Raw genomic sequence first — 25580 nt, forward strand, 5'->3', positions numbered from 1 at the left:
GTGGGACAGGGGCTGACCACTATGCCAGATCGAAGCGCCCATGGTGCAGTGCGCAATTGGTTGCATCCGTAGCTATCTGTATCGCTGCGGGGCTGGACGCTGGCGCGTACCGCTGGCACGCTTGCCCGTCTTCACGCACCGCGTTGGACCGTCATGACCGATTCCCGCATTGCCTCGCTGCAGCAGGCCTGTCCCGGCCTGAAGCTGAAGACCGACCCGGCCGACCTGGAGCATTACGGGCGCGACTGGACCCGGCGCTGGACGCCAGCGCCGCTGGCGATCGCACTGCCGGCCACGGTCGAGGAAGTACAGGCGGTGATGCGCTGGAGTGCGGGCGAGGGCGTGGCCGTGGTGCCGTCCGGCGGACGTACCGGCCTTTCCGGTGGCGCCGTGGCCGCCAACGGCGAGCTGGTGCTCAGCCTGGAACGGATGAACAAGGCACTGGCCTACGACGCGGTCGATCGCACCCTGGTGGTGCAGGCCGGCATGCCGCTGGAGGCCGTGCACAACGCCGCGCTGGACCACGGCCTGATCTACCCGGTGGACTTCGCTGCGCGCGGGTCGTGCACGATCGGCGGCAACATCGCCACCAATGCCGGCGGCATCCGCGTGATCCGCTATGGCAATACCCGCGAGTGGATCGCCGGGCTGAAGGTGGTTACCGCCAGCGGCGAACTGCTGGAACTCAACAAGGGCCTGATCAAGAACTCCAGCGGCTATGACTTCCGCCAGCTGCTGATCGGTTCGGAAGGCACGTTGGGCGTGATCGTCGAGGCGACAGTGAAACTCACCGATCCGCCGCCAGCCAGCAACGTGATGCTGCTGGCCGTGCCCAGCTTCGAGGTGCTGATGCAGGTGTTCGCCGCGTTCCGCGCGCGCCTGCAGCTGCAGGCCTTCGAATTCTTCACCGACCGGGCGCTGGAGCACGTGCTGGCGCATGGCGCGCAGGCACCGTTCGACGAGGTGCATCCGTACTACGTCGTCACCGAGTTCGCGGCCAACGACGAGGCACAGGAAGCCGCGGCGATGGCGGCCTTCGAGGACTGCATGGGCAACGGCTGGGTCAGCGACGGTGTGATCAGTGCCAGCGATGCCCAGGCCGCCCAGCTGTGGCGCCTGCGCGAAGGCATCACCGAATCGCTGGCGCGCTACAAGCCCTACAAGAATGACGTCTCGGTGCGGATCTCGGCGATGCCGGCGTTCCTGGCCGAGACCCAGGCACTGATCGGGCAGGCCTACCCGCACTTCGACGTGGTCTGGTTCGGCCATATCGGCGATGGCAACCTGCACATCAACGTGCTCAAGCCGGACGACACCAGCGACGCCGACTTCGTGGCGCAGTGCGAGCACGTGACGAAGCTGCTGGCGCAGGTGCTGGCCCGCTTCGATGGCAGCATCTCGGCCGAGCACGGCATCGGACTGGTCAAGAAGGGCTACCTGGACAGCACCCGCGGCCCCGCCGAGATCGCGCTCATGAAGGCGGTCAAACGCGCGTTCGATCCCCAAGCGCGGCTGAATCCCGGCAAGCTGTTCGACGCCTGAGCCGGGCAAATCCTTCACGTACCCGTTACGCTCCACGCACCTTCACAACCGGCTTCGAACCGATGACCCGTCCGCTTCTGCTGCTCGCCCTGCTGTCCCTGCCGCTGGCCGGCTTCGCTTCCAGCTTCGCTGGCACCTCGGCCGGTTCGGCGACCGGTGCCTCCTCCGGTTCCTCGGGCAGCAGCTCGGGCGACGACAAGGTGGTGCGGGCCGCGCGCGACGATGCCGCTGCGTTCGTCGCCAGCGACGGCCAGATCCGTGGCGCCCGCCTGCAGGCCGCGCTGGTCCACCTGCGTGAGCAGAGCGCTGCCGCACAGCAACAGAGCGACCTGGAACTGGCCCGCGCGCTGCTGGCGCGTTGATGCGGGCTGCATGACCTCGGCGTCATCGCTTTCTGCAGAGCCGAGCCATGCCCGGCTGGATGCCCGGCGCACCCGGATCGCAACAGCAGCCGAGCATGGCTCGGCTCTACAGAAGCACAGCGGGCGGTGCGGGTGGATGGCCGCATTGGCATGGCTGCTCAGCCCTTCCGCCCATGCGGCTGATCGGCTGCAGCTCGATCCCTCCGGTCTCGATCCGGCGCAGCAGCAGCTCGCCAGCCAGACCCTGGCCGACGTGCAGTCCCTGCTGCCGGAAGGCCTGCTGCGCGCTTTGCCGGCTCAGGTGCAGGTGCGCTGGAGTGATGACCTTCCCGCCGAGGTGCACGGGCGCGCTTTCGCCGGCCGCATCACATTGCGCCGCACCCTGCTGGATAGCGGCATGCTCGGCAACCGCCGTGCGCGCCGCAGTGCGCTGGTGCATGAACTGACCCACGTCGCCGACCGTGGCGGTGCGAACTGGTCGCAGAGCGTGCGATGGCGTGACCTTGCGGGCTGGCAGCGCAGGCCTTGGCACCTCGGCCGGGGCGACAACGATTTCCGTGATCGCAGCCCGGATGTCTATGAACTGACGAACCCGGCCGAGTACCTGGCCGTGAATGCCGAGCATTTCGTCCTCGACGGCGAGTTCGCCTGCCGGCGGCCCGCATTGGCGCAGTGGTACCAGGCGCATTTCGGAACGCCACCGTCGCTGCCACAGCCGCGGTGCGCCACGACGCTGCCCCTGCTGCAGGCCGAATCGGAGGAGGGCGCTGCATCGCTGCTGCAGCTCGACCCGGCGCGCGTCTACGCGGTGGACTACCTGTTCGCCGAAGGCAGTGCGCAGCCGATGAGTCGCTGGGGCCACAGCATGCTGCGGCTGGTGGTCTGCAAGCCGGGCCGCGTACCTGGGCCGGACTGCCGCCTGGACCTGGAGTACCACCGCGTGCTGTCGTTCCGCGCGTTCGTGGGCGACGTGCAGATATCCAACTGGCGTGGCCTGACCGGCGGCTATCCGTCGCGGCTGTTCGTGCTGCCCCTGCAGCAGGTGGTGGACGAGTACACCAAGGTCGAGCTGCGCGGGCTGCAGTCGCTGCCGCTGCAGCTGGGCCGCAGCGAAATCGCCAGCCTGCTCGAGCGCACCGCGCAGGTGCACTGGAGCTATGACGGGCGCTATTACTTCGTCAGCAACAACTGCGCGGTGGAAACCGCCAAGCTGCTGCAGGCCGGGGTGCCGCGCCTTGGCGAGGCGGGCCTGGCCCAACTGAGCCCGCGCGGCCTGAAGCGGCGACTGGTGCGGCTGGACGTGCTCGACGAGAGGGTACTGGCGGACCGCACTGCAGCGCAGGCGCAGGGCTACTACTTCGCCTCGGCGCGCGACCATTACCAGCAGTTGTTCGCAGTGGCCGCGGCCCAGCTGGCCTTGCCCGCTCGTGATGTGCGCGGCTGGTTGAAGCTGCCTGCACAGCAACGCGCACCGTGGCTGCTGCAGGGTGACCTGCGTGCCAGCGCCGGCCTGTTGCTGCTGGAACAGGCCGCGCAGCGGCGCGCCGAGCTGCGCGCACGCGATGTGCTCAAGCGGCAGCTGCTGGCCGCACCGGACAGCGCTGAAACGCGCAGCCTGCGCGGGTTGCTGGAGCAGAGCGGGCAGTGGCTGCGCCCGGGGACGCTGCTGCAGGATGACGGCTATGGATTGCCGCTGGGCGACGAGCAGGCGCTGCTGTCCGCGGCCGTGGCCACTGCCAGTGCGCAGGCGGTCCCGGCGTGGCAGGCATTGCGCGGCCAGCTGCGCCAGCAGCTGCCGATCCGCCAGCGCGAGGAAATGGATGCGATCGACGCCAATCTGGCCGCACTCGGTGCACACCTGCGTACGCAGGCAGCCCGCCCGGCTACTGGCGCGGCAGTTCGATGACGAAGCGGCTGCCGCCGGCGCTGCCCGGGATGCAGTAGACGCGGCCACCGTGCGCGTCGGCGATGGCCTTGACCACCGCCAGGCCGAGCCCGCTGCCGCCGCCCTGTCGCGAACGCGAACCGTCGCCACGCATGAACGGGGTGAAGATATCCGCGTGCAGTTCCGGGTCGATGCCCGGGCCCTCGTCTTCGATCGCCACCTGCACGTGGCCGGGCGTGTCATGCACTGCAATCCGCACCTTGCCCGGGCTGGCATAGCGCCGCGCGTTCTCCAGCAGCGCCAGCAATGCCTGGCGCAGGCGGGTCGGGTCGCAGTGCGCGTTGTGTTCCTCGCGGCTGGTTTCCAGCTCCAGCACGAAGCCGGCGGCGCGGAACTGTGGATCGACCAGGGTCATCACCGAATGCACCTCGGCCACCACGTCGGTGCGCGCGCGACGCACGTCCAGCCGCGCGTTGTCGGACAGGCTCAGCACGCGCAGGTCCTCGATCAGCCGTGACAGCCCTTCGACCTGGGCCAGCAGGCTGCGGAACTGCGACTCGTCTGGCTGGAACACACCCTCTGCCAGCCCCTGCAGGCGGCCACGCAGGATCGTCACCGGCGTGCGCAGCTCATGGGCGATGGCCGCGTGCCACATCGCGCGCTCGCTCTCCATGTGCTGCAGGCGGCGCGCCATCGCATTGAAGTCCTCGACCAGGGTCGCCACTTCGCCCGGCGAATTTTCCTCGACGCTGGCGCGTGCACCCAGGTCGCCGCCCGCGAGCGCACGCACGCTGTCCACCAGCGAATTCAGCGGCGACAGGATGCGGTGGGCGAGGCGGAACGAGGCGGCGATGGCCAGCGCCAGCCCGGTCAGGATCACGCCCACCATCCATGCCAGTTCCGGGCCGGTCGGCAGCCAGCTTTCCGGCTCCTCGGCACTGCCGGGGAAGAACTCGACCAGCACCGCGTACAGCAGCCACGATGACAGGATCATCATCACGATGACGCCGATCACCATCAGCGACATCGAAACGATGATGTGGCGGCTCAGCCCGGAGCGGCGCAGGGAGGGCATCAGCGATCGGCCATCAGCCGGTAGCCGACGCCACGCACGCTGGCTGGGACGTTGACCATGCCCACTTCATCCAGCTTGCGGCGCAGCTTGCTGACATGGCTGTCGACGGTGCGCTCCAGTGCTTCGCTTTCCGGCAGGCATTCGTGCATCAGCTCGCTGCGGCTGAAGATGCGCGTCGGCGCCAGCGCCATGCAGTGCAGCAGCTTGAACTCGGTGAGGGTGAGCAGCACTTCGTGGCTGTAGCCTTCGCCCTCCACGTGCACCGCGTGGGTGGCCGAGTCGATCAGCAGCGGGCCGACGCGCAACGCGGTGGGTGCGTCCACGCGCGCGGCGCGCAGCGTGCGCCGCAGCACGGCGCGCACGCGCGCGGCCACCTCGGCCGGGTTGAAGGGCTTGACCACGTAGTCATCAGCGCCCATCCGCAGCGCGGTCAGCTTGTCCAGGTCCTGGTCCAGTGCGGTCAGCATGATCACCGGCGTCTCGCCGCGCTGGCGCAGCTGGGTCAGCACGCTCCAGCCGTCCAGGCGCGGCAGCTGCACATCGAGCAGGACCAGGTCGGGCCGGGCGCTGCGGTGCAGGTCCAGTGCGCTGTGGCCATCGGCGGCGCGCAGCGTGCGCAGTCCTTCGCGTTCCAGGTAGGCGCAGAGAATGTCAGCGATCTCGGCCTCATCCTCGACGATCAGGACGAGGGCGGCGAGGGCAGGGGAGGCATGCATGCAGGGGCGGGCCGTAAGGTGCTTGCCTCCATCGTATCTCCACAGTTCCTCCATCGAAACCCCATCATCGCCACGCAGACTGCGCGCTTCAGAACCTATCCGCCGCCTGCGCGGCATTGTGCACAGCAATGAGAACCTTCAGGACTCCGGTCGCGTTGATCGCGGCCCTCGCCTTGGCCATGACGGCCTGCTCCACTCCCGAAGCCACCCCCGAGGCGGCGCCGCGCGTCAGCGTGATCAGCGTCGGCCCGCAGGTGGTGCAACGTGACGACGAACTGCCAGGCCGCGTCGCGGCGGTGCGCACCGCGCAGATCCGCGCACAGGTGGGCGGCATCGTGCAGCGGCGCCTGTTCGACCAGGGGGCGGAAGTCAGTGCAGGCCAGGCCTTGTTCCAGATTGACCCGGCAGCGTTCCGGGCCGACGTCGATTCGGCGCTGGCCGCACTGCAGCGCAGTGAGGCGGCGTTGGGCCGCAGTCGCGTGCAGTCGCAGCGCCTGCACGCCCTGGCTGCCGCGCAGGCGGTCAGCCAGCAGCATCGGGACGACGCCAGCGCCGAGTACGAGCAGGCACGCGCGGCAGTGAATGAAGCGCGCGCGATCCTGTCCCGTCGCCAGCTCGACCTGCGCTATGCCACGGTCAGCGCACCGATTGCCGGTCGTATCGATCAGGCATTGGTGACCGAAGGTGCGCTGGTCGGCGTGGCCGATGCCGAGCCGATGGCCGTGGTACAGCAGATCGACCAGGTCTACGTGGATGTGCGCCAGCCGGCGGCGCAGCTGGAGTCGCTGCAGCGCGGTGCGGCCGGCGGCGACAAGCTGCCGGTGACCATCATCGGTGCCGCCGGCAAGCCGCTGCCCGAGCGTGGCCAGCTGCTGTTCTCCGGTATCAATGTCGATGCACGGACGGGTGATGTGATCCTGCGCATCCTGGTGGACAACCCGCGGCGGCAGCTGCTGCCCGGCATGTATGTGCGCGCGAGGGTGCCGCGGGGTGCCCCGGCCAGCGCGTTGACCGTGCCACAGCAGGCCGTGCTGCGCAGCGCCGGTGGCCAGGCCTATGCCTGGGTGATAGGCGCCGACGGCAGGGCGGTGATCCGCACGCTGGAGGTGGACGGCAGCGTCGATCGCCAGTGGCTGGTGCGCGCGGGCCTGAAGGCCGGCGAGAAAGTGGTGGTCGAGGGCCAGGAGCGCCTGCAGGAAGGCGTGGTGGTCGATGCGCGCGACTGGCAGAAGCCGGTCGCCAGCGCCGGTGCGGTGCAGGCCGGCAGCAAGGGCTGAGCCTTTCCCGGGACAGCCCCTCCAGGAAAATCCAACATGGCACGTTTCTTCATTGATCGCCCGGTGTTCGCCTGGGTGCTGGCGATCTTCATCATCCTGGCCGGCGCGCTGGCGATTCCGCGCCTGGCCGTGGAGCGCTATCCGGCGGTCGCGCCGCCCAGCGTCAGCATCTATGCCAGCTACCCGGGTGCGAGCCCGCAGACGTTGAACGATGCGGTGGTCGGCCTGATCGAGCGCGAGCTGTCCAGCGTCAAGCATCTGCTTTACTTCGAATCGTCGGTGGACACCTCCGGCGAAGCCTCGATCACCGCCACCTTCAAGCCCGGCACCAATCCGGAACTGGCGCAGGTGGACGTGCAGAACCGGATCAAGGCGATCGAGCCGCGCCTTCCGCGCAGCGTGCGGCAGAACGGCCTGTTCGTGGAGGCCGCCGATTCCGGCTTCCTGATGCTGGTCGGCCTGCGTTCGCCGGATGCCAGCGTCAGCGAGGCCGCGCTGGGCGATTTCATGGCGCGCAACATCATCGAAGAGCTGCGCCGCATCGATGGCGTCGGTCGCGTGCAGTTGTTCGGCGCCGAGCAGGCGATGCGCGTGTGGCTGGATCCGACCCGGTTGACCGGCTACGGCCTGACCATGGGCGATGTGGCCACTGCCATCGAGCAGCAGAACCTGGAGATCTCGCCGGGGCGCATCGGTGATTCGCCGGGTGTTCCGGGCCAGCGCATCACCGTGCCGCTCAGCGCCGACGGCCAGTTGTCCACGCCGGAACAGTTCGCGGCGATCGTACTGCGCGCCGGGGCCGACGGTTCACGGGTGGTGCTGGGTGATGTCGCCCGCGTCGAACTGGGCGCGCAGAGCTATGCCTGGGGCACCCGCGAGGACGGCCATCCGGCCACCGCCGCCGGGGTGCAGCTGCGGCCGGGCGCGAATGCGGTGCGCACGGCGTCGGCGGTCCGTGAGCGCATGGCCGAGCTGGCGCCGCTGTTGCCGCGCGGCGTGGAGGCGAGCATCCCGTTCGACACCGCGCCGTTCGTCAAGATCTCGATCCAGAAGGTGGTGCAGACGCTGCTGGAGGCGATGCTGCTGGTGTTCGCGGTGATGTACCTGTTCCTGCAGAACTGGCGCTACACGCTGATTCCGGCGCTGGTTGCACCGATCGCGCTGCTCGGTACCTTCGCGGTGATGCTGGCACTGGGCTTCTCGATCAACGTGCTGACCATGTTCGGCATGGTGCTGGCGATCGGCATCATCGTCGACGACGCGATCGTGGTGGTCGAGGGCGTGGAGCGGATCATGGCCGAGGAGGGCCTGCCGCCGCGCGAGGCGACCATCAAGGCGATGCGCGAGCTGACCGGCGCGGTGATCGGCATCACCCTGGTGCTGACCGCGGTGTTCATTCCGATGGCCTTGGCCAGCGGCTCGGTGGGCGCGATCTACCGCCAGTTCACCGTGGCGATGGCGGTGTCGATCCTGTTCTCGGCGCTGCTGGCACTGAGCCTGACACCGGCGCTGTGCGGGACCCTGCTGCGCCCGAACACCCACGGCCATCATGGTCGTGGCGGGCTGTTCGGCGCCTTCAATCGTGGCTTCGAGGCGTTGACCGGGCGCTACCAGCGTGGCGTGGCCTCCGTGCTGCAGCGAAGCGGCCGGGTGATGGGCGTGTTCGCCGCGCTGGTGGCGGCGCTGCTGCTGGGCCTGCACTGGCTGCCGGGCGCGTTCCTGCCGGAAGAGGACCAGGGCTATTTCATGACCTCGATCCAGCTGCCGGCCGAAGCCACCGCCGAACGCACGCTGGCGGTGGTCGAAGCCTACGAACGGCACGTGGCCTCGCGCCCGGGCATCGGCTCCAACCAGTCGATCCTCGGTTACAGCTTCTCCGGTTCCGGCCCGAGCGCGGCGCTGACCTACACCATGCTGAAGGACTGGGGTGAGCGTGCTGGCGCCACCGCGGCCGGCGAGGTGGAGGCCGCGCAGCAGGCGATGGCCACGGTTGCCGAGGGCGAGGTGATGAGCGTGATGCCGCCGGCGATCGACAGCCTGGGCCGTTCGTCCGGGTTCTCGCTGGCCCTGCAGGCGCGTACCGGGCAGAGCCAGGCCGAGCTGCGCGCGGCCCTGCAGCAGCTGCTGAAGCTGGCCGAGGCCAGTCCGCTGCTGTCGGAGGTGCATGCCGATGGCCTGCCGGCAGGTACCAGCGTGCGGCTGGACATTGATCGCGCCAAGGCCGAGGCGATGGGCGTGGGCTTCGAGCACATCAGCAGCACGTTGTCAGCGGCGATGGGCTCGCAGTACGTCAATGATTTCCCCAACAAGGGCCGGTTGCAGCAGGTGATCCTGCAGGCCGACGCGCCGCATCGCATGGAACTGGAGGACGTTCTGAAACTGTACGTGCGCAACAGCGAGGGCGGCATGGTGGCGTTGTCGGAACTGGTGACCCCGAACTGGACCGAGGCGCCGCTGCAGCTGCAGCGCTACCTCGGCTTCCCGGCGTTGAATCTGTCCGGCGCACCGGCCCCCGGCGTGTCGACCGGCCAGGCCATGGCGGAGATGGAGCGGTTGGCCGGGAAGCTGCCGTCCGGTTTTGCCCTGCAGTGGACCAGCCAGTCGCTGCAGGAGCGTGAATCGGGGGCGCAGGCGCCGTGGCTGCTGTTGTTGTCGATGCTGGTGGTGTTCCTGGTGCTGGCGGCGCTGTACGAGAGCTGGTCGATTCCGCTGGCGGTGATGCTGGTGGTGCCACTCGGCCTGCTCGGTGCGGTCGCCGCGGTGCTGTTGCGTGGTATGCCCAACGATGTGTTCTTCAAGGTCGGCATGATCACCGTGATCGGGCTGTCTGCGAAGAACGCAATCCTCATTGTCGAGTTCGCGCGGCAGCTGCAGCAGCAGGGGCGCGGCCTGGTCGAGGCGGCATTGGAGGCAGCCAGGCTGCGCCTGCGCCCGATCGTGATGACCTCGCTGGCATTCGCGCTGGGCGTGGTGCCGCTGATGCTGGCGCAGGGCGCGTCGAAGGAAACCCAGCAGGCGATTGGAACCGGTGTGTTCGGCGGCATGGTCAGTGCGACCGTGCTGGCGGTGTTCTTCGTGCCGGTCTTCTATGTAGTGGTGCAGGGCGCGCGGCAGTGGATCGCGCAGCGCCTGCGCAGGCGCCGGCCGATGCCGGGAGGAACCGTGGATGGAACGGAACATCGTTGAAGATCTGCATGAGCAACAGTTGATGGCGCTGGAGCAGCGCCTGTGCGCTGCGCTGCTGGAAAATGACCACGATGCGTTGAACGCGCTGGTATCGCCGGCCTTGTTCATGATGGAAGGCCACGGCGGCCGCATGCTCGATCTGCCATGGCTGGGCGATTGGCTGGCCGGCAGCGTGCAGGTGCGAAGCCTGCAGCTGCACGCGGTGGAGACGCTGCTGTGTGGCCGCCTGGCGTTGCTGTCCAGCGACGTGCGGTTGTCCGTGTGGCGGCAGGGCCGGGAGCGTGAAGTGAAGCTGCGCCTGCTGCGGGTCTGGGCCTGCAGTTCCGGCGGCAGCGGTGCGCAGCTGTTGTCGATGGCGGTACTGGCCGCGTGAGTACGGTCAGGCCGCTTTCAGGCCGCGCTCACCGGCAGGTGGTAGGGTCGAAGGTCTCTGTAGTGTCGACAAGGAGTCGAGCCATGCGTGTAGTTCCCAGTCTGTTGGCAGCCTCGCTCGGGTTGGTGCTGGCCGCGTGCCAGCCGGCCCAGGCACCCGCTGCGGGCGGCACCGATGCCGCGCCGCCGGCGGCGCCCGAACCGGCTGCCAGCACCAGCGCCGGTACCGGCAGCGAGACCACGTACCGGTGTGGTGATCTGAGCGTGCGCGCGGCCTTCAATGGCGAGGATGCGGCCACGGTGGTGATCGGCGAACGTACCTTCGCCATGACCTCCGAACGTGCGGCGTCGGGTGCCAAGTACGGTGATGGCCAGGGCAACAGCTTCTGGACCAAGGGCAGCGATGACGGCCTGTTGAGCCTGAAGGGCGAGGCGGACCGCGAGTGCCATGCGGTCGAAGCGACCGAAGGCGATGGCAGCGCGGGCACGGCCGCGTTCCGCGCCACGGGCAACGAGCCGGGCTGGTTGGCGGTCGTCGATGGCGACGCGCCGGGCCTGCGGGTGGAAGTTGACTATGGCGAGCGTCGCTTCGACGTCGCCACGCCCACCGAAGGTGCTGACGGTTGGAGTGGCAAGGCGTCCGACGGTACCGACGTCAAGCTCAGCTTCCAGCGCACCACCTGCCAGGACGACATGAGCGGCGAGGCGTTCGATGCCAAGGTGAACCTGACCATCGGCACCCGCCAGTACCACGGCTGCGGCAACTTCGGCGCGAAGCAGCCGTAAGCCTTCTGTAGAGCCGAGCCCACGCTCGGCTCTACACGATCGCTACATGCGATGCGCTGCCCGCTGCCTGCGGCGAGCACGCCGCAAGCAGGGACAGGCAGCCGATCAGCGCAAGGCGCTTAGTCGGCGCGGCCAGCGAATTCGCCGGTGGCGGTGTTCACCAGCACGCGTTCGCCGTTGACGATGTATTCCGGCACCATGATCTCGATGCCGGTGTTGAGCTTGGCCGGCTTCGGGCGCTTGGTGGCAGTGCCGCCCTTCAGTTCCGGCGGGGTCTCGATCACTTCCAGCACCACCGAGGCCGGCAGCTGGATCGCCACCGGCTGCTCGTCGATCACCTGCACGTAGATGCCGGTCAGGCCGTCGGTGATGTAGCCAGCGTCATCGCCGATCACGTCCGCGTCCAGGGTGTAGGGGGTGTAGTCCTCGTCATCGAGGAACACGAAGGCATCGCCGTCCTTGTACGAATAGGTGGACTGGCGGCGCAGCAGTTCGACCTCGACCAGGTTGTCGTCGGCATCGAAGCTGGCGTCGAGCTTGTTGCCGCCCGGCACGCTGTACATGATGAAGCGGAAGCGGACGTTGCCGCCGCGACCCTGCGGCGAGCTGCGCTCGATGTCGCGGATCTGGTACACGCCGTTGTTGTACTCGACGACGTTGCCCTTCTTGATGTCGTTGGCTTTCATGGTGATCTAGGTCGTTGGGGGAGGGCGCCGTCCCGGCGCCCGGGGGGAATCACTTCGGAGCGAGGCGGGTAGCGCCGTCCAGGCGGATGGTCTCGCCGTTGAGGTAGGTGTTGCCGAGGATGAAGCCGACCAGGCTGGCGAAGTCTTCCGGCTTGCCCAGGCGCGACGGGAACGGGATCGAGGCGGCCAGCGACTGCTGCACGGCTTCGGGCATGCCATCGACCATCGGCGTCCAGAACACGCCAGGAGCAATCGTATTGACGCGGATGCCGAAGCGCGACAGTTCGCGCGCCATCGGCAGCGTCATCGACACCACGCCGCCCTTGCTGGCGGCATACGCGGCCTGGCCGATCTGTCCTTCATAGGCAGCGATGCTGGCGGTGTTGATGATCACGCCGCGCTCGCCGTCTTCGCCGGCGTCGTTGTGCTGCATGCGGTTGGCCGCGGCCTTGGCCACGTTGAAGCTGCCGACCAGGTTGACCATCACCGTGCCCTGGAAGCCGGCCAGCGGCATCGGGCCTTCCTTGCCGAGCACGCGACCGGCGCCGAGGATGCCGGCGCAGTTCATCGCCACGTTCAGGCCGCCGAGGAAATCGTGGGCCTGGTCGATGGCTGCAGCCACGGCCGCCTCATCGCTGACATTGACATTGAAATAGCGGGCCTTGTCGGCACCCAGCCCGGCAACGGCAGCTGCACCCTTGTCGTCGTTGAGGTCGAACAGAGCCACCTTGCCGCCCTGGGCGACGAGGTGCTGGGCCACGGCCAGGCCGAGGCCGGAGACGCCGCCAGTGATCACGGCACGTACGGAAGACAGCTGCATTGCACGGTCCTGCAGGTTCGAGAACCGCCGATTCTAACGGAAGCGGCGACCGTCGCCGTTGTGCGCTGCGCCGCCCGAGCGGGAGCGGCGCAGCGGGGTGCTCAGCCGGCCGCTGCGAGCGCCTGGCCGGTGCGGCTGGCGGTGGCGCGGCCGAGCAGGCCGGCCAGCCAGCGGCCGGTCTCGGCCAGTGCCGGCAGGTCCACGCCGCTGTCCAGGCCCAGGCCCTGCAGCAGGTAGACCACGTCCTCGCTGGCGACGTTGCCGCTGGCCCCCTTCGCGTACGGGCAGCCACCGGCGCCCGAGACTGCACTGTCGACCACGCGCACGCCTGCTTCCAGGCAGGTGGCGATGTTGGCGATGGCCTGGCCGTAGGTGTCGTGGAAGTGCACGGCCAAGGCGTCCATCGGGATCTCGGCAGCGACCGCCTGCAGCATCGCCCGTGCCTTGCGTGGGGTGCCGACGCCGATGGTGTCGCCCAGCGAGATTTCGTAACAGCCCATCTGGTGCAGCGCGCGCGCCACCCGCACCACGTCGGCCAGCGGCACCTCGCCCTGGTAGGGGCAGCCGAGCACGGTGGAGACGTAGCCGCGCACGCGCACGCCATCGGCGGCGGCGCGGTGCAGGATCGGCTCGAACCGGGCCAGCGATTCGTCGATGCCGGCATTGGTGTTGGTGCGGTTGAAGGCCTCGGACGCGGCGGTGAACACCGCTACTTCCTCCACGCCCACCGCACGGGCGCGGTCGTAGCCCTGTTCGTTCGGCACCAGTACCGGGTAGTGGATGCCGGGGCGGCGCTGGATGCCGGCGTAGACCTCGGCGGCATCGGCCAGCTGCGGAATCCACTTCGGGCTGACGAAACTGGTCGCCTCGATGCTGCGCAGGCCGGTGGCCGACAAGCGGTTGATCAGTTCGATCTTGTCGGCGGTGGACACCGACTGCTTTTCGTTCTGAAGGCCGTCACGCGGGCCGACCTCGACGATGCGGACGTAGTCGCTCATGCAGCCACCTCACCGATGGGGCGATGGCAGACCGCTTCGATGTTGTTGCCGTCCGGGTCGAGCACGAAGGCGGCGTAGTAATCCGGGTGGTACCACGGGCGCAGGCCCGGCGCGCCGTTGTCGCGGCCACCGGCGGCGAGGGCGGCGGCGTGGAAGGCGTCCACCTGCGCGCGGCTGGCGCAGGCGAAGGCCACGTGCACGCCGTGGCTGGCGGTGCCGCCATTGCCGAGCCAGAAGAACGGCTTGCCGTCGCTGCCGAAGCCGATGTGGTCGTGGTCGCCGGTCTGTTCGGCGCTCACTTCCATCACCACGCCGATCTGCAGCGGCGCCAGCGCCTGCAGGAAGAAGGTCTTGCTGCGCGCCAGGTCGGCGCTGGTCAAACCAAGATGATCGAGCATGTTCAGGCTTCCGTGACCCAATGGGGGGCGCGCTTGTCGAGGAAGGCACCCAGGCCTTCCTGGCCCTCGGCGGACACCCGCAGGCGCGCGATCAGGGCGGCATTATCCCGATCCAGCGCATCGCGGTCATCGCTGTCGCGGACCTGCCGGACCAGCTGCTTGGCGGTGGACGAGGCGATCGGGCCGGCCTTGTCGAGCAGGGCCAGCTGGCGCTCCAGCGCCTCATCCAGGCGCTCGGGCTCGACCAGCTGGTGGACCAGGCCGATGCGCAGTGCGGTATCGGCGTCGAAGTGCTCGCCGGTGGCGAACCAGCGCCGCGCCTGGCGCGGGCCGATGGCCTCGATCACATAGGGCGAGATCACCGCCGGCAGCAGGCCAAGGCGGCTTTCGGTCAGGCCGAAGCGGGCCGAGGTGCTGGCGATGGCAATGTCGCAGCAGGCAACCAGGCCGACGCCGCCACCGAAGGCCGCGCCGTGGACCCGGGCCAGGGTCGGTTTGGGCAGCTCGTCCAGGGTGCGCATCAGCCGTGCCAGTGCCAGCGAGTCCTCGCGGTTGTCGGCCTCGCTGGCCGCCGCCATGCCGCGCATCCACTGCATGTCGGCACCGGCCGAGAAGGAGGCGCCGTGGCCGGCGACCACCACGGCCCGGACCGAATCATCGCGGCCGGCGGCTTCCAGCGCGGCGGTCAGCCGGGCGATCAGGCTGGCGTCAAAGGCGTTGTGCAGCTCCGGCCGGTTCAGCCAGAGGGTGAGGACGGCGCCACGGCGCTCGATCTGCAAAGCATCGTTCATGGGATTCCAGGGTCACTCCATACCTGTATGGATCATAGCGGGCCATTGGTCATGGGCCATGACGCGACGCGGGAATGTTAGAATCGAGAACCATTTACATCCAGCAGAGAACACGCTAGATGACGCTGTCCGAACTGCCGCTGCACACCTCGGCCGTGGTCGAGTCCGTGCAGGACCTGCATGCCAACGATGCCATTGCCCGGCGCCTGCGCGAGCTGGGTTTCGTGAACGGCGAGGAAGTGCGCCTGGTGGCCAAGGGCCCGGTGGGCGGCGAGCCGCTGCTGGTGCAGGTCGGGTTCACCCGGTTCGCGCTGCGGATCAGTGAAGCCAAGCGGGTCGTGGTCGACGCCGCCAGCCAGGAACGACGTGCATGACCGCAATCGCCGCCACCGCCCCCCTGCGCATCGCGCTGGTCGGTAACCCCAACAGCGGCAAGACCGCGCTGTTCAACCAGCTGACCGGCAGCCGGCAGAAGGTCGCCAACTACACCGGCGTCACCGTCGAGCGCAAGGAGGGCCGCCTGCGTGCGCCGTCCGGCCGTGAATTCGCCGTGCTTGACCTGCCGGGTGCCTACAGCCTGCATCCGGCCAGCCTGGACGAGGCGATCACTCGTGACCTGTGCCGGGGCTTCTACCCGGGCGAGGCCGCGCCGGACGTGCTGCTGTGCGTGATCGACGCCACCAACCTGCGCCTGCACCTGCGCTTCGCGCTGGAACTGCGCGAGCTGGGCAAGCCGATGGTGGTGGCCCTGAACATGGTCGACGCGGCCCAGCGCCGCGGCATCCAGGTGGATGTGGCCGCGCTGGAGCGCGAGCTGGGTGTGCCGGTGGTGGAGACTGTGGCGGTGCGCAAGCAGGGCGCCAAGGCCCTGGTCGAGCGCCTGGACGCGATGGTGCCGCACCTGGATGCACCGGTGCCGGGCCCGGAAGGTGGCATCGACTACCACGCCAAGGTGCGCGGGATCCTGTCGGTCGCCGTGCGGATGCCGGCACGGACCGCGAAGATCGACGACGCGCTGGACCGCTGGCTGCTGCACCCGGTGTTCGGCCTGGTCAGCCTGGCGGTGGTGATGTTCCTGATCTTCCAGGCGGTGTACGCCTGGGCGACGCCGCTGATGGACGGCATCGAGGCTGGCTTCGCCTGGCTCGGCACCTTTGTTGGCAGCGTGCTGCCGGAAGGCCCGCTGGCCAGCCTGCTGACCGACGGCATCATCGCAGGCGTCGGCGGCGTGGTGGTGTTCCTGCCGCAGATCCTGATCCTGTTCTTCTTCATCCTGGTGCTGGAGGAGTCCGGCTACCTGCCGCGTGCGGCGTTCCTGCTCGACCGCATGATGGCGGCCGCCGGCCTGTCCGGCCGCTCGTTCATCCCGCTGCTGTCCAGCTTCGCCTGCGCGGTGCCGGGCATCATGTCCACGCGCAGCATCCAGGACCCGCGTGACCGCCTGGCCACGATCCTGGTGGCGCCGCTGATGACCTGCTCGGCGCGCCTGCCGGTGTACGCGCTGCTGATCGGTGCGTTCATTCCGCAGAAGACGGTGTGGGGCGTGTTCAACCAGCAGGGCCTGGTGCTGTTCGGCCTGTATGCGGCGGGCATTCTCAGCGCGCTGGCGATGTCGTGGATCATGAAGAAGTGGCGTCGCGACAAGAGCGAGCACCCGCTGATGCTGGAGCTGCCGTCGTACCGCCTGCCGCATGTGCGCGACCTGGCGGTGGGGCTGTACGAGCGCGGCACGATCTTCCTCAAGCGCGTCGGCGGCATCATCCTGGCGCTGACCATCCTGCTGTGGGTGCTGCTGTCGTTCCCGGCGGCACCGGCCGACGCCACGATGCCAGCCATCGACTACAGCTACGCCGGCCAGATCGGCCATGCGATGGCGGTGTTCTTCGCGCCGCTGGGCTTCAACTGGCAGATCTGCATCGCGCTGATCCCGGGCCTGGCCGCGCGCGAGGTGGCGGTGTCTTCGCTGGCCACCGTGTATGCGCTGTCGGCCGCCGATGACGATGCCGCCAGCCAGGCGCTGACCCCGCTGATCAGCGATGGCTGGTCGCTGGCGACCGCGCTGTCGCTGCTGGTCTGGTACATCTACGCCCCGATGTGCATCTCGACGCTGGCCACCATCAAGCGCGAGACCAATTCGTGGAAGCAGATGGGCTTTGCCGCGTTCTACCTGTTCGCAGCGGCTTATGTGGCCGCACTGATCACCTACCAGGTGACCAGGGCGCTGGGAGGCGGCTGATGGATACCGGCCTGCTGATCCAGTACCTGATCATCGCGGTGGCTGTGCTGGTCAGTGCCTGGGTGGTGCTGAAGAAGCAGTTCCCGGGCACCGTGCGCACGCTGCGCGGTGCGTTGGCGTTGGCCCTGTTGAAGCCGGGCCGCGCCGCCTGGCTGCAGGCGCTGGGGCGGAAGGTCGCGCCGCCGGCAACGGGCGGTGGTGGTGCCTGTGGCGGTTGCGACAGCTGCGGGCCGACCAAGAAGTAGCGTCGAGCCATGCTCGACGGCGGCCGGCCGGTGGGTGCGAACCTTCGGCCGGTGGTGCGGGCCTTCGCCCTGTGGGTGCAAACCTTCGCCCTGTGGGTGCGAACCTTGGTTCGCACGCTCTCGGGATTCAGACCTCTCTGCGGATGATCGCCCGGAAGTTCCCGTCCCGGTTCAATCGCCGCACCGATTCCCTGTTCCCATGGGCTGCCGCGAAACCTGCCACGTCGGCCAGGGCATCGAGCAGCAGGGCCTTCAACGCGTCGCGGTTACCGGCCTCCAGCAGATCTTCAAGATCCTGCTGGATGAAGGTCCGGCGCAGGCCCGGCGTTTCTTCGATCCGCCAGTCGACATGGGGCGTGGGGATGCTGGAGCGGTACCGGAAAGCCGTTTCAAGATCGTCAGGCGCGAGGGGATACGCGAGCAGCTCCGGAAAGTAGAGTCCAGCATTCACATAGAAGCCCCGGCTTTCGCTGGCGCGCTGGTGATTCACGACAAGCAGCGCGGCGTCCAGCAAGCGGTAGCGGGTCGTCGACGTCCCGGCAAAGCCGGTCTTCCTGGCGCACTTGCTGAAGACAGTCGAGGATTTCATGGGCTTTGCCTGGGCCGTAACAAGGGCCCACAGCCTTGAGGCGCAGTGCCTGAGGGTCAATTGGCAAACGCGACACCCGCAACGAGTGCCGCAGGTGGGTGCGAACGCTCCAGGTGGGTGCGAACCTTGGTTCGCACGCTCTTCCAGCTAGTTGGCCCGTGAGCCCAGCTCCGCTGCCAACGCCAGCCACCGGTTGCGTTGCTCCGGCGAGCTGCTGCGCACCGCACCGAGTCGGCTGACCCGCACCGGGCGGATGCGGCAGAATTCCAGAATAGTGGCGCGGATCTGGGTGATGCCCGGGTCGCGGTAGATCCAGCGGTAATACCAGGGCGGCGTATCCAGCGTGGTGATCACCCGTGCGCTGCGACCGGCCAGCAGCCGGTCCCACCAGACTGAATCGCGCCGGTAGCGGAAGGCGTACCCCGGCAGCAGCACGCGATCGAAGAAGCCCTTCAGCAGCGCCGGCATCGCGCCCCACCAGGTGGGATAGACCAGCACCAGATGGTCGCAGGCCTCGATCGCATCCGCAGTGTCCTGCAGGTCGGCTTCCAGCGGCTGGATCTGGCGGTAGCCATGGCGCAGCACCGGATCGAACTCGAGTTCGCCCAGTGCGATCAGGCGCACCCGATGGCCAGCATTCTCGGCGGCGGTGGCGTAGCGCTGGGCGAGGGCACCGCACAGGCTGTCGCGGTCGGGATGGCCGAGCAGGATCAGGATGGAACGGGACACGGCAACCTCGGGCAATGGAAAGTGCGCGAGGTTGGGCTATGCCCTTGGGGCAGAGTCAACCACCAGCGGCGCAGCCGCTGGGTTCCAGGATGCAGTCACCGCTGCCGGAGTGCAGCCACTGCCGCAGTTCGTCGCTGACCTGCTGCAGGTCGAGCTCGACCTGCGCCAGCCGTGCCCGCTCGCTGGCGATGCGGCTGCGTTGTTGCTCGAGCAGGGCCAGCACCGCGGGCCAGTCGAGCCGTCCGTCGCGGCCCTGCAGGCGGGAGATCGCGGCCAGGGTGATGCCCAGCGCCAACGCCTGGCGGATCAGCTGCACCCAGGCCACATCCTGTTCGCTGTAGTCGCGATAGCGGTTCAGCCGCGGCACCGGCGGCAGTAGTCCGCGCGCCTCGTACAGGCGGATGGCCTTGGCGCTGGCGCCGGTCAGGCGGCTGACCTCGGAAATGCGCATTGGCTCAGTCCCGCACCAGCCCGCCATCGACCACCAGGTTCTGCCCGGTCACCGCGCGCGACCAGGGGCTGGCGAAGAACAGCGCGGCATCGGCGAATTCTGCTGGCGTGGTAACGCTGCGCAGTGGCGTGTTGGCGGCGATGTAGTCGAACACTGCCTCCGGCGTGGCAGCGCTGGCATCGGTGGTGCGCAGCAGGCCGCCGGACAGCATGTTCACGGTGATGCCATGCGGGCCGAGGTCGCCGGCCAGCGTGCGCGTGAGGGACAGTAGCGCGGCCTTGGCGGCGGTGTAGTCGTGGTAGGGCACGACCGGGTTCTGGAACAGGTTGGTGCCGATGTTGATGATGCGGCCGAAGCGTCGGGCCTGCATGCCGGGCAGGGCGGCCTGCACGGTGTTCAGCGCGCCGCGCACGCTGCCCTCGAACTGCGCCTGGAAGGCCGGCCAGCCGATATCGGCGGCGCCGTCGCGGGCATCACCATTGAACGAGAACGCGGCGAGCGCATTGTTGACCACGGTGGTGACGCCCTGGCCGAAGTGGGCCAGGGCGTGCTGCAGCATTGCATCGACCTGGCTGCGGTCGGTGACGTCGGCCGGCATCGCGATCGCCTGTCCGCCCAGCTCGGCGGCCAGCGCCCGTGCGGGGCCCTCGCTGCGGTGGTAGTTGACGATGACGCGCGCACCCTGCGCCGCGAACGCGCGGGCGATGTGCTGGCCAAGGCCGCGGCCGGCGCCGGTGATCAGCACCAGCTGTTCGCTGATCTGCATGAGGGAGCTGCCATCCATTGCATGAAAGGGCATGCAGCGTAGCAGCGATGGCGCTTGCCGGAGCGGGCGTGCTGCCGCTAGCCTGCAGGCATGAACCAGACTCCTCTGCGATTGCTCATTCACGGTGCCTCCGGGCGCATGGGCCAAGCCCTGCTGCGGCTGGCCGCCGAACATCCCGAAACCCTGCAGATCGTGGCCGCAGTGACCGGCCGTGCGCCGGCACAGCGCGTGGTCGACGGCGTGCCGTTCTTCGGCGCCAGTGAGCTGCCCGGCGCGCCGGTGTTCGATGTGGCGATCGACTTCAGCCTGCCGGAGGGCTTCGACCCGATGCTGGCGCTGTGCGTGGAGCGGGGTGCCGGGCTGGTGTCGGGCACCACCGGTATCTCCAGCACGCAGCGGCAAGCGTTGGAGGCCGCGGCGGCGAAGATCCCGCTGGTATGGGCCTCGAACTTCAGCCTGGGCGTGGCGGTACTGGACGAGCTGGTGGAGCGCGCGGCGCAGGCGCTGGCCGGCTGGGACTGCGACATCGTCGAATCGCACCACACCCAGAAGAAGGATGCGCCATCGGGCACCGCGCTGACCCTGGGCGCGGCCGCGCAACGGGGCGGGGCGGAGCCGCACTACGCCAGCCTGCGTGCCGGTGACATCGTGGGCGAGCACCTGGTGCAGTTCACCGGTCTGGGCGAGCGCATCGAGCTGGTGCATCGGGCCACCAACCGCGACATTTTCGCCCGCGGCGCCCTGTTCGCCGCCCGCCAGCTGCAGGGGCGGGCGCCGGGCAGCTACCGGGTGCGGGACCTGCTGCAGTAGGGCGGGCTGATTCCTGGGGTCGGATCCCTTTCCTGCGGAAAGGGCTCTGACCCCATCCGAGGGCGCCTGGGGTCAGAGCCTTTCCCATTCGGGAAATGGATCCGACCCCGCCTCCGGCCCGCATACGCCATCGGATTGAAATGAATGCGCAATCGCCTGTTCATGAAGCGCGATAACCGCTGGCGCGAGCGCCCCGGCAGCGCTACAATTCGCACTCGCCGAATCACGAAAGCCGGACCGGTCCCAGACCGTACGTCCGCGCTTTTTTGCAACCGGATTTCCGTGAAGCGCAGGCGTGACTTCGGCAGCCCCCTCGGTAGCCAAAGTGAGATTCCCGTGACCCAAGCCGCAATCCTCGTCCTCGAAGACGGCACCGTATTCGAGGGCGAATCCGTAGGCGCGCCCGGCCTGTCCGTCGGTGAGGTGGTGTTCAACACCGCCATGACCGGCTATCAGGAAGTGCTGACCGACCCGTCCTACGCCCGGCAGATGGTCACGCTGACCTATCCGCATATCGGTAACACCGGCATGACCGACCAGGACAACGAAGCGTCCAAGGTGTGGTCGGCCGGCCTGATCGTGCGCGACGTTCCGCGCCGCCCCAGCAACTGGCGCAGCCAGGTGTCGCTGCAGGACTGGCTGATCCAGCGTGGCGTGGTCGCCATCGCCGGCATCGACACCCGCAAGCTGACCCGCATCCTGCGCGAGAAGGGCGCGCAGAACGGTGCGCTGATGGCCGGCGACATCGACGTGGAAAAGGCACTGGAAGCCGCCCGCAAGTTCCCGGGGCTGAAGGGCATGGATCTGGCCAAGGTCGTCACTACCGAGAAGACCTACACCTGGACCGAGGGCCAGCTGGACCTGGATGCCAACGCTTTCGTCAGCGTGCCGGCCCGGTTCAAGGTCGTGGCCTACGACTTCGGCGTGAAGACCAACATCCTGCGCATGCTGGCCGAGCGTGGCTGCGAAGTGACCGTGGTACCGGCGCAGACCCCGGCCGCCGAAGTGCTGGCCCTGAAGCCGGACGGCGTGTTCCTGTCCAACGGCCCGGGTGACCCGGAGCCGTGTGACTACGCCATCGAAGCGATCAAGACCTTCATCGATGTGAAGATCCCGACCTTCGGCATCTGCCTGGGCCACCAGCTGCTGGGCCTGGCCTCGGGCGCGCAGACCATGAAGATGGGCCATGGCCACCACGGTGCCAATCACCCGGTGCAGGACCTGGACAGCGGCCGGGTGATGATCACCTCGCAGAACCACGGCTTCGCGATCGATGAAGCGACCCTGCCGCCGACCCTGCGCGTGACCCACCGCTCGCTGTTCGACGGCACCAACCAGGGTGTCGCCCGCACCGACGTGCCGGCGTTCTCGTTCCAGGGCCACCCGGAAGCGTCGCCGGGCCCGACCGATGTCGGTCCGCTGTTCGACCGCTTCGTGGTGCTGATGGACCAGGCCAAGGCGTGATCAGTACTCCGCCGGCCCCCCGGTGGCGTCGCGATGGACCGTAAACCCCGCATCGCTGCTGCCCCCGGCGCGGCGCTGCGGATCAAGATTCCTGATCGACAGCGTGCGATCACTCCCCCTTGTCACGCTGTACTGACTTAGAGAAGAAAATGCCCAAGCGCACTGACCTCAAGACCATCCTCATCATCGGTGCTGGCCCGATCGTCATCGGCCAGGCCTGCGAGTTCGACTACTCCGGCGCCCAGGCCTGCAAGGCCCTGCGTGACGAGGGTTACCGCGTGGTGCTGGTCAACAGCAACCCGGCCACGATCATGACCGACCCGGAGATGGCCGACGCCGTCTACATCGAGCCGATCAACTGGCAGACGGTCGAGAAGATCATCGCCAAGGAAAAGCCCGATGCGCTGCTGCCGACCATGGGTGGCCAGACCGCGCTGAACTGCGCGCTGGACCTGGCCGACAACGGCGTGCTGGAGAAGTACAACGTCGAACTGATCGGCGCCAAGCGCGAAGCGATCCGCATGGCCGAAGACCGCGAGCTGTTCCGCGTGGCCATGGGTGAGATCGGCCTGGAATGCCCGACCGCCGCCGTCGCCCACACCCTGGACGAAGCGCTGGAGATCCAGACCCGCGTCGGCTACCCGACCATCATCCGCCCCAGCTTCACTCTGGGCGGCAGCGGTGGCGGCATCGCCTACAACCGCGAAGAGCTGGTCGAGATCGTCAGCCGCGGCCTGGAACTGTCGCCGACCACCGAGGTGCTGGTGGAGGAGTCGGTGCTGGGCTGGAAGGAATTCGAGATGGAAGTGGTCCGCGATACCGCGGACAACTGCATCATCGTCTGCTCGATCGAGAACCTGGACCCGATGGGCGTGCACACCGGTGACTCGATCACCGTGGCGCCGGCACAGACCCTCACCGACAAGGAATACCAGCGCCTGCGCGATGCCTCCATCGCCGTGCTGCGCAAGATCGGCGTCGATACCGGTGGCTCGAACGTGCAATTCGGCATCAACCCGAAGACCGGCCGCGTGGTCGTCATCGAGATGAATCCGCGCGTGTCACGTTCCTCGGCGCTGGCCTCCAAGGCCACCGGCTTCCCGATCGCCAAGGTCGCCGCCAAGCTCGCCGTGGGTTACACCCTGGACGAACTGAAGAACGAGATCACCGGCGGCCTGACCCCGGCCTCGTTCGAGCCGTCCATCGATTACGTCGTCACCAAGATCCCGCGCTTCGCCTTCGAGAAGTTCCCGGCCGCCGACGCCCGCCTGACCACCCAGATGAAGTCGGTGGGTGAGGTGATGGCGATGGGCCGCACCTTCCAGGAGTCGGTGCAGAAGGCCCTGCGTGGCCTGGAAACCGGCAAGGTCGGCTTCGACCCGACCGGCCTGGACCTGGCCAACGAAGACGACCTGCAGACCCTGCGTCGCGAGCTGAAGGCGCCGGGCCCGGAGCGCCTGTTCTTCGTCGCCGATGCGTTCCGCGCCGGCATGAGCGTGGAAGAGATCTACGCACTGTCGTTCATCGACCACTGGTTCCTGGACCAGATCGAGGAAATCATCGCTGCAGAAGGCGAAGTCGCGGCCGGTGGCATCGACGCGCTGGACGCCGCACGCCTGCGCAAGCTGAAGCGTGCTGGCTTCTCCGATGCGCGCCTGGCGCAGCTGACCGGCACCAATGAAGCCGCCATCCGCGCGCTGCGTCGTGCGCACAAGGTGCGCCCGGTCTACAAGCGCGTGGACTCCTGCGCCGGTGAATTCTCCACCGGCACCGCCTACCTGTACTCGACCTACGAGGACGAGTGCGAGGCCGCGCCGAGCAACCGCGACAAGATCATGATCCTGGGCGGTGGCCCGAACCGCATCGGCCAGGGCATCGAGTTCGACTACTGCTGCGTGCACGCCGCACTGGCGCTGCGCGAGGATGGCTATGAAACCATCATGGTCAACTGCAACCCGGAAACCGTGTCGACCGACTACGACACCTCCGACCGCCTGTACTTCGAACCGCTGACCCTGGAAGACGTGCTGGAGATCGTCGAACTGGAACAGCCGAAGGGCGTGATCGTGCAGTACGGCGGCCAGACCCCGCTGAAGCTGGCGCGCGCGCTGGAAGCCAATGGCGTGCCGGTGATCGGCACCAGCCCGGACTCGATCGACCTGGCCGAAGACCGCGAGCGCTTCCAGCAGCTGGTTGACACGCTGGGCCTGAAGCAGCCGCCGAACCGCATCGCCCGCAACGACCAGGAAGCCCTGCTGCTGGCCCGCGAGATCGGCTACCCGCTGGTGGTGCGCCCGAGCTACGTGCTGGGCGGCCGTGCGATGGAAATCGTCTACGGCGAAGCCGACCTGGCCCGCTACGTGCGCGACGCGGTGAAGGTGTCCAACGATTCGCCGGTGCTGCTGGACCGCTTCCTCGACAACGCCGTGGAGTGCGACGTCGACATCATCGCCGATGCCCAGGGCAACGTCCTGATCGGTGGCGTGATGGAGCACATCGAAGAAGCCGGCGTGCACTCGGGCGATTCCTCGTGCTCGCTGCCGCCGTACTCGCTGTCGGCTGAAACCCAGGCCGAGCTGCGCCGCCAGGTGGTGGAGCTGGCCAAGGCCCTGAACGTGGTCGGCCTGATGAACACCCAGTTCGCGATCCAGACCAGCGACGAGGGTGCCGACACCATCTACCTGCTGGAAGTGAACCCGCGTGCCTCGCGCACCGTGCCGTTCGTGTCCAAGGCCACCGGCATGCCGCTGGCCAAGATCGCCGCCCGCTGCATGGCCGGCAAGACGCTGGCCGAGCAGGGCGCGACCAAGGAAATCGTGCCGGACTACTACTCGGTGAAGGAAGCGATCTTCCCGTTCGCCAAGTTCCAGGGCGTCGACCCGATCCTCGGGCCGGAGATGCGCTCCACCGGTGAGGTGATGGGCGTGGGCCGCACCTTCAACGCCGCCTTCGCGCGGGCGCAGGAAGCCGGCGGCATCAAGGCCCCGCCGGTTGGCAAGGCCTTCGTCTCGGTGCGTGATCCGGACAAGAAGCGCGTGCTGCCGGTGGCCAAGGCGCTGCTGGCGCGTGGCTACAGCCTGGTCGCCACCCGTGGCACCGCCGCCTGGCTGCAGCAGCACGGCATGGACTGCGAGATCATCAACAAGGTGGTCGAAGGCCGTCCGCACATCGTCGACTCGATCAAGAACGGCGAGATCGTCTACATCGTCAACACGACCGAAGGTCGTTCGGCGATCAACGACTCGTTCTCGATCCGTCGCGAGGCGCTGCAGCATCGCGTCACCTACTCGACCACCATTGCCGGCGCCAAGGCGCTGGTGGATTCACTGGAATTCCGCGGCACCGGTCCCGTCTGGTCGCTGCAGGAGCTGCACAAGGAGTTGAATGCATGAGAGC

At 68.2% G+C, this 25580-nt stretch carries 24 protein-coding genes; 13 read left to right on the forward strand and 11 right to left on the reverse strand.

Going from position 1 to position 25580, the window contains the following annotated elements; genetic code table 11:
- Positions 1–153: 153 nt before the first annotated feature.
- The 3 genes from AC5P8R_RS13610 (at position 154) to AC5P8R_RS13620 (ending at position 3810) form a co-directional block, all read left to right on the forward strand.
- On the forward strand, positions 154–1542 hold the full coding sequence (locus AC5P8R_RS13610; protein WP_197561294.1) for an FAD-linked oxidase C-terminal domain-containing protein: 1389 nt from the start codon (positions 154–156) through the stop codon (positions 1540–1542).
- A gap of 62 nt (positions 1543–1604) precedes the next feature.
- Complete coding sequence (locus AC5P8R_RS13615) at positions 1605–1904, forward strand: DUF2388 domain-containing protein (protein WP_014646975.1); 300 nt, start codon at positions 1605–1607, stop codon at positions 1902–1904.
- 136 nt (positions 1905–2040) lie between these two features.
- The gene (locus AC5P8R_RS13620; RefSeq protein ID WP_169411787.1) at positions 2041–3810 is read left to right on the forward strand and encodes a DUF7844 domain-containing protein; all 1770 of its coding nucleotides are present in this window, start codon (positions 2041–2043) and stop codon (positions 3808–3810) included.
- Here AC5P8R_RS13620 and AC5P8R_RS13625 read toward each other — a convergent pair.
- Together AC5P8R_RS13625 and AC5P8R_RS13630 are read right to left on the reverse strand one after the other, a co-directional pair.
- Positions 3788–4864 carry an ATP-binding protein gene (locus tag AC5P8R_RS13625; protein WP_014646977.1) on the reverse strand — a complete coding sequence of 359 codons (1077 nt, stop codon included), beginning with the start codon at positions 4862–4864 and terminating at the stop codon, positions 3788–3790. The two genes, AC5P8R_RS13620 and AC5P8R_RS13625, sit on opposite strands and share 23 nt — an antisense overlap.
- Entirely contained in the window at positions 4864–5580 is a 717-nt protein-coding gene (locus tag AC5P8R_RS13630; protein WP_014646978.1) for a response regulator, read from the reverse strand. Before AC5P8R_RS13630 ends, AC5P8R_RS13625 begins: the two co-directional genes overlap by 1 nt.
- Before the next feature lie 128 nt (positions 5581–5708).
- Here AC5P8R_RS13630 and AC5P8R_RS13635 point away from each other — a divergent pair, with 128 nt between their 5' ends.
- The 4 genes from AC5P8R_RS13635 (at position 5709) to AC5P8R_RS13650 (ending at position 11201) form a co-directional block, all read left to right on the forward strand.
- Positions 5709–6857: an efflux RND transporter periplasmic adaptor subunit gene (locus AC5P8R_RS13635; protein ID WP_495223536.1), complete on the forward strand. Its 1149-nt coding sequence runs from the start codon at positions 5709–5711 to the stop codon at positions 6855–6857.
- A gap of 36 nt (positions 6858–6893) precedes the next feature.
- Positions 6894–10043 (forward strand): multidrug efflux RND transporter permease subunit, encoded by a 3150-nt coding sequence (locus AC5P8R_RS13640; protein ID WP_495223537.1) that lies wholly within the window; start codon positions 6894–6896, stop codon positions 10041–10043.
- Positions 10024–10416: a nuclear transport factor 2 family protein gene (locus tag AC5P8R_RS13645; protein ID WP_014646981.1), complete on the forward strand. Its 393-nt coding sequence runs from the start codon at positions 10024–10026 to the stop codon at positions 10414–10416. The genes AC5P8R_RS13640 and AC5P8R_RS13645 overlap by 20 nt, the downstream gene beginning before the upstream one ends.
- 83 nt (positions 10417–10499) lie before the next feature.
- Entirely contained in the window at positions 10500–11201 is a 702-nt protein-coding gene (locus tag AC5P8R_RS13650) for a COG3650 family protein (RefSeq protein ID WP_495223538.1), read from the forward strand.
- A gap of 119 nt (positions 11202–11320) precedes the next feature.
- Here the strand turns inward: AC5P8R_RS13650 and yeiP are convergent, their stop codons facing one another.
- The 5 genes from yeiP to AC5P8R_RS13675 all read right to left on the reverse strand — a co-directional run bounded on the left by yeiP (position 11321) and on the right by AC5P8R_RS13675 (position 14894).
- A complete protein-coding gene (yeiP, locus tag AC5P8R_RS13655; protein ID WP_005409468.1) occupies positions 11321–11887 on the reverse strand; it encodes an elongation factor P-like protein YeiP in 567 nt (188 codons plus the stop codon).
- 49 nt (positions 11888–11936) lie between these two features.
- Entirely contained in the window at positions 11937–12707 is a 771-nt protein-coding gene (locus AC5P8R_RS13660) for an SDR family oxidoreductase (protein ID WP_014646983.1), read from the reverse strand.
- A 101-nt stretch (positions 12708–12808) separates the two neighbouring features.
- A complete protein-coding gene (locus AC5P8R_RS13665; protein WP_483286750.1) occupies positions 12809–13705 on the reverse strand; it encodes a hydroxymethylglutaryl-CoA lyase in 897 nt (298 codons plus the stop codon).
- Positions 13702–14103, reverse strand: coding sequence for a VOC family protein (locus AC5P8R_RS13670; RefSeq protein ID WP_014646985.1), 402 nt, complete (start codon positions 14101–14103; stop codon positions 13702–13704). The genes AC5P8R_RS13665 and AC5P8R_RS13670 overlap by 4 nt, the downstream gene beginning before the upstream one ends.
- A gap of 2 nt (positions 14104–14105) precedes the next feature.
- A complete protein-coding gene (locus AC5P8R_RS13675) occupies positions 14106–14894 on the reverse strand; it encodes an enoyl-CoA hydratase/isomerase family protein (protein ID WP_100449967.1) in 789 nt (262 codons plus the stop codon).
- A gap of 119 nt (positions 14895–15013) precedes the next feature.
- Between AC5P8R_RS13675 and AC5P8R_RS13680 the strand changes: the two genes are divergently transcribed.
- Genes AC5P8R_RS13680 through AC5P8R_RS13690 form a run of 3 tightly spaced genes read left to right on the forward strand, consistent with a single transcriptional unit; the run spans position 15014 to position 17375 of the window.
- Positions 15014–15268 (forward strand): FeoA family protein, encoded by a 255-nt coding sequence (locus AC5P8R_RS13680; RefSeq protein ID WP_005416370.1) that lies wholly within the window; start codon positions 15014–15016, stop codon positions 15266–15268.
- Entirely contained in the window at positions 15265–17130 is a 1866-nt protein-coding gene (gene feoB / locus AC5P8R_RS13685; RefSeq protein WP_014646986.1) for a ferrous iron transporter B, read from the forward strand. The genes AC5P8R_RS13680 and feoB overlap by 4 nt, the downstream gene beginning before the upstream one ends.
- Positions 17130–17375 (forward strand): DUF6587 family protein, encoded by a 246-nt coding sequence (locus tag AC5P8R_RS13690; RefSeq protein ID WP_180835322.1) that lies wholly within the window; start codon positions 17130–17132, stop codon positions 17373–17375. The genes feoB and AC5P8R_RS13690 overlap by 1 nt, the downstream gene beginning before the upstream one ends.
- Positions 17376–17502: 127 nt before the next feature.
- Here AC5P8R_RS13690 and AC5P8R_RS13695 read toward each other — a convergent pair whose 3' ends face one another.
- From AC5P8R_RS13695 to AC5P8R_RS13710, 4 genes are all read right to left on the reverse strand, one after another.
- Entirely contained in the window at positions 17503–17964 is a 462-nt protein-coding gene (locus AC5P8R_RS13695) for a DUF4304 domain-containing protein (protein WP_049408775.1), read from the reverse strand.
- Between the two features lie 147 nt (positions 17965–18111).
- Positions 18112–18693, reverse strand: coding sequence for an NAD(P)H-dependent oxidoreductase (locus AC5P8R_RS13700; protein WP_495223539.1), 582 nt, complete (start codon positions 18691–18693; stop codon positions 18112–18114).
- A 55-nt stretch (positions 18694–18748) separates the two neighbouring features.
- Positions 18749–19144 carry a MerR family transcriptional regulator gene (locus tag AC5P8R_RS13705; RefSeq protein WP_014646990.1) on the reverse strand — a complete coding sequence of 132 codons (396 nt, stop codon included), beginning with the start codon at positions 19142–19144 and terminating at the stop codon, positions 18749–18751.
- 4 nt (positions 19145–19148) lie between these two features.
- Complete coding sequence (locus AC5P8R_RS13710) at positions 19149–19910, reverse strand: 3-oxoacyl-ACP reductase (protein ID WP_495223540.1); 762 nt, start codon at positions 19908–19910, stop codon at positions 19149–19151.
- Between the two features lie 90 nt (positions 19911–20000).
- Between AC5P8R_RS13710 and dapB the strand changes: the two genes are divergently transcribed.
- From dapB to carB, 3 genes are all read left to right on the forward strand, one after another.
- Positions 20001–20720, forward strand: coding sequence for a 4-hydroxy-tetrahydrodipicolinate reductase (dapB, locus tag AC5P8R_RS13715; protein ID WP_080052982.1), 720 nt, complete (start codon positions 20001–20003; stop codon positions 20718–20720).
- A 336-nt stretch (positions 20721–21056) separates the two neighbouring features.
- Positions 21057–22184: a glutamine-hydrolyzing carbamoyl-phosphate synthase small subunit gene (gene carA / locus AC5P8R_RS13720; RefSeq protein WP_495223541.1), complete on the forward strand. Its 1128-nt coding sequence runs from the start codon at positions 21057–21059 to the stop codon at positions 22182–22184.
- Positions 22185–22333: 149 nt separating this feature from the next.
- Positions 22334–25576: a carbamoyl-phosphate synthase large subunit gene (gene carB, locus AC5P8R_RS13725; protein WP_014646994.1), complete on the forward strand. Its 3243-nt coding sequence runs from the start codon at positions 22334–22336 to the stop codon at positions 25574–25576.
- Positions 25577–25580: the final 4 nt, after the last annotated feature.

The sequence above is a fragment of the Stenotrophomonas sp. YJH_SMC_73 genome, assembly GCF_059370155.1.

Coding starts and splice junctions, on each gene's coding strand:
- AC5P8R_RS13610 (WP_197561294.1), top strand. CDS start 154: ATGACCGATTCCCGCATTGCCTCGCTGCAGCAGGCCTGTCCCGGCCTG.
- AC5P8R_RS13615 (WP_014646975.1), top strand. CDS start 1,605: ATGACCCGTCCGCTTCTGCTGCTCGCCCTGCTGTCCCTGCCGCTGGCC.
- AC5P8R_RS13620 (WP_169411787.1), top strand. CDS start 2,041: ATGGCCGCATTGGCATGGCTGCTCAGCCCTTCCGCCCATGCGGCTGAT.
- AC5P8R_RS13625 (WP_014646977.1), bottom strand. CDS start 4,864: ATGCCCTCCCTGCGCCGCTCCGGGCTGAGCCGCCACATCATCGTTTCG.
- AC5P8R_RS13630 (WP_014646978.1), bottom strand. CDS start 5,580: ATGCATGCCTCCCCTGCCCTCGCCGCCCTCGTCCTGATCGTCGAGGAT.
- AC5P8R_RS13635 (WP_495223536.1), top strand. CDS start 5,709: ATGAGAACCTTCAGGACTCCGGTCGCGTTGATCGCGGCCCTCGCCTTG.
- AC5P8R_RS13640 (WP_495223537.1), top strand. CDS start 6,894: ATGGCACGTTTCTTCATTGATCGCCCGGTGTTCGCCTGGGTGCTGGCG.
- AC5P8R_RS13645 (WP_014646981.1), top strand. CDS start 10,024: ATGGAACGGAACATCGTTGAAGATCTGCATGAGCAACAGTTGATGGCG.
- AC5P8R_RS13650 (WP_495223538.1), top strand. CDS start 10,500: ATGCGTGTAGTTCCCAGTCTGTTGGCAGCCTCGCTCGGGTTGGTGCTG.
- yeiP (WP_005409468.1), bottom strand. CDS start 11,887: ATGAAAGCCAACGACATCAAGAAGGGCAACGTCGTCGAGTACAACAAC.
- AC5P8R_RS13660 (WP_014646983.1), bottom strand. CDS start 12,707: ATGCAGCTGTCTTCCGTACGTGCCGTGATCACTGGCGGCGTCTCCGGC.
- AC5P8R_RS13665 (WP_483286750.1), bottom strand. CDS start 13,705: ATGAGCGACTACGTCCGCATCGTCGAGGTCGGCCCGCGTGACGGCCTT.
- AC5P8R_RS13670 (WP_014646985.1), bottom strand. CDS start 14,103: ATGCTCGATCATCTTGGTTTGACCAGCGCCGACCTGGCGCGCAGCAAG.
- AC5P8R_RS13675 (WP_100449967.1), bottom strand. CDS start 14,894: ATGAACGATGCTTTGCAGATCGAGCGCCGTGGCGCCGTCCTCACCCTC.
- AC5P8R_RS13680 (WP_005416370.1), top strand. CDS start 15,014: ATGACGCTGTCCGAACTGCCGCTGCACACCTCGGCCGTGGTCGAGTCC.
- feoB (WP_014646986.1), top strand. CDS start 15,265: ATGACCGCAATCGCCGCCACCGCCCCCCTGCGCATCGCGCTGGTCGGT.
- AC5P8R_RS13690 (WP_180835322.1), top strand. CDS start 17,130: ATGGATACCGGCCTGCTGATCCAGTACCTGATCATCGCGGTGGCTGTG.
- AC5P8R_RS13695 (WP_049408775.1), bottom strand. CDS start 17,964: ATGAAATCCTCGACTGTCTTCAGCAAGTGCGCCAGGAAGACCGGCTTT.
- AC5P8R_RS13705 (WP_014646990.1), bottom strand. CDS start 19,144: ATGCGCATTTCCGAGGTCAGCCGCCTGACCGGCGCCAGCGCCAAGGCC.
- AC5P8R_RS13710 (WP_495223540.1), bottom strand. CDS start 19,910: ATGCAGATCAGCGAACAGCTGGTGCTGATCACCGGCGCCGGCCGCGGC.
- dapB (WP_080052982.1), top strand. CDS start 20,001: ATGAACCAGACTCCTCTGCGATTGCTCATTCACGGTGCCTCCGGGCGC.
- carB (WP_014646994.1), top strand. CDS start 22,334: ATGCCCAAGCGCACTGACCTCAAGACCATCCTCATCATCGGTGCTGGC.